Annotated in this window: 1 protein-coding gene; it reads left to right on the top strand. The window is 69.7% G+C overall.

Annotated elements, in window-relative coordinates; all coding sequences use genetic code 11:
• Positions 1 to 186: 186 nt before the first annotated feature.
• Positions 187 to 2,190 (top strand): asparagine synthase (glutamine-hydrolyzing), encoded by a 2,004-nt coding sequence (gene asnB, locus AC5JJ6_RS10030; RefSeq protein WP_496041903.1) that lies wholly within the window; start codon positions 187 to 189, stop codon positions 2,188 to 2,190.
• Positions 2,191 to 2,301 lie beyond the last annotated feature (111 nt).

Genomic DNA, 2,301 nt, shown 5'->3' with positions numbered 1-2,301 from the left:
CGTGGGAGGAAGTCAATGAGGCTGGGACCACTCACCGCCGTCATCCATAAGGTCGCGCGGATTACCGATGATTGCGCTTGCCGTCCCCGCACCCGACCTTCTATTCGAGGCTGGCCATTCGGGATTGGCGATTAGATCCTGGTCACTATCGGCTGGGCCGACGATCCGGCAGGGAGAGTAAATCCGGTGTGTGGAATCTGCGGTTTCATCGAACCCGCCGGGGGATCTGCCGGGCGCCGGCCCGACGAGATCGCCCGGATCGTCCGCGCGATGGCCGACAGCCTCGCCCATCGCGGCCCCGACGGCGACGGCGTCTGGACCGACCCGTCCACCGGCATCGCCCTGGGGCATCGCCGGCTCGCCATCGTGGAACTGTCGCCGCTGGGCCGGCAACCGATGGAATCGGCCGACGGCCGGCTGGTCCTGACCTATAACGGCGAGATCTACAATCACCTGGACCTGCGGGCGGAGCTGGAGGCGGCGGGCGTCAGGCTCCGCGGCCATTCCGATACCGAAGTGCTGGTCGAGGCCTGCGCCCTCTGGGGCGTCGAGCGGACCGTCGGGCGGCTGACCGGCATCTTCGCCTTCGCCCTGTGGGACAAGGCGGCGCGGCGGCTGGTGCTGGTCCGCGACCAGGTCGGGGTCAAGCCGCTGTACTGGGGAGAGACCGGCACGGGGGGAGAAGCCGGCGGCCTGATGTTCGGGTCGGAACTGAAGGCGCTGAGGGCCTATCCGGGCTGGAACGCCGAGCCGGACCGCGATGCGCTGGCGTCGTTCTTCAGGTTCGGCTACGTGCCGGAGCCGCACAGCATCTATCGCGGCGTCCATAAGCTGCCGCCGGGTTCGATGCTGACCTGGGAGCCGGGCAGGGGCGTCACCGGCGTCGAGCGCTATTGGAACATGCGCGATTTCGCGGGCGCATCGCCGCGCGAGCGCGATCCGGCCGAGGCCGTGGAGGAACTGGACCGGCTGCTGCGCGACGCCGTCGGGCGGCAGATGATGGCCGACGTGCCGCTCGGCGCCTTCCTGTCCGGCGGGATCGACAGCTCGACCGTCGTGGCGCTGATGCAGGCGCAGAGCGGCCGTCCGGTCCGCAGCTTCTCCATCGGCTTCCATGAGGCCGGCTATGACGAGGCGACCCACGCCGCCGCCGTGGCCCGGCATCTCGGCACCGACCATACCGAGCTTTACGTGGCGCGGGACCATGTCCGCGACGTGATCCCGGTGCTGCCCGACATGTTCGACGAGCCTTTCGCCGACAGTTCGCAGATCCCGACCTATCTGGTGTCGGAGATGACGAGGCGGCATGTGACCGTCGCCCTGTCCGGCGACGGCGGCGACGAGCTGTTCGCGGGCTATCACCGCTATTTCTGGGCGGATGCCGCCCGCCGCCGCCTTGCGGCCGTGCCGTCCGCTGCGAAGAAGGCGGGGGCCGCCCTGTTCGGGGGAGTGTCGGAACCGGCGTGGGACCGCCTGTTCGGGCTGGTGCCGCCGGCGGTGCGGCCGGAGCGGGCCGGCGACCGCATGCACAAGCTGGGCGCGATGCTGGCCCTGCCGGACGACGCCGGGCTGTATCGCGGGCTGCTGTCGCACTGGGACGATCCGGAGGAGCTCGTGCCGGGCAGCCGGGAGCCGCGCGGCATCCTGTGGGACCGTTCGGTCGCCGCCGAGATCCCCGATTTCATCCGCCGCATGCAGTTCCTGGATGCGGTCACATACCTGCCCGAGGACATCCTGGCCAAGGTCGACCGGGCCAGCATGGCGGTGGCGCTGGAAGCGCGCGTGCCGCTGCTCGACCACCGGGTCGTGGAGTTCGCGTGGGGGCTGCCGCATTCGCTGAAGGTCAGGAACGGCCAAGGCAAATGGCTGCTGCGGCAGGTGCTATACCGCTATGTCCCGCAGGAACTGGTCGAGCGGCCCAAGATGGGCTTCAGCGTGCCGGTCGGCGCCTGGCTGCGCGGCCCCTTGCGCGATTGGGCCGAAGACCTGCTTGACGAGCGCCGGATGCGGGAAGGCGGTTTGCTGAACCCGGTCGCGGTCCGGCGGCGCTGGGCAGAGCATCTGGCGGGCCGGCGCGACTGGAGCGACAGCCTATGGGGCGTCCTGATGTTCCAAAGCTGGAGCCGGCGCTGGCTGGACGGGCCGGCGCCGGCTTTGGAACATGGTCCGCCGGCATTGTACGGGACCTGAGACCGCCAGGGACGATTACAGGATCCAGCGCCTGTAGCGCCGTAGCCGTAGGTCGGCTAAAGCGAAGCGGCAGCCGACATGGACGCGCCTGCTTGTCGGCTGCCGCTTCGC

This window comes from Skermanella sp., assembly GCF_059503625.1.
Note: the sequence above shows the minus strand (reverse complement) of the source record. Positions and strands in the feature narration are given on the sequence as shown.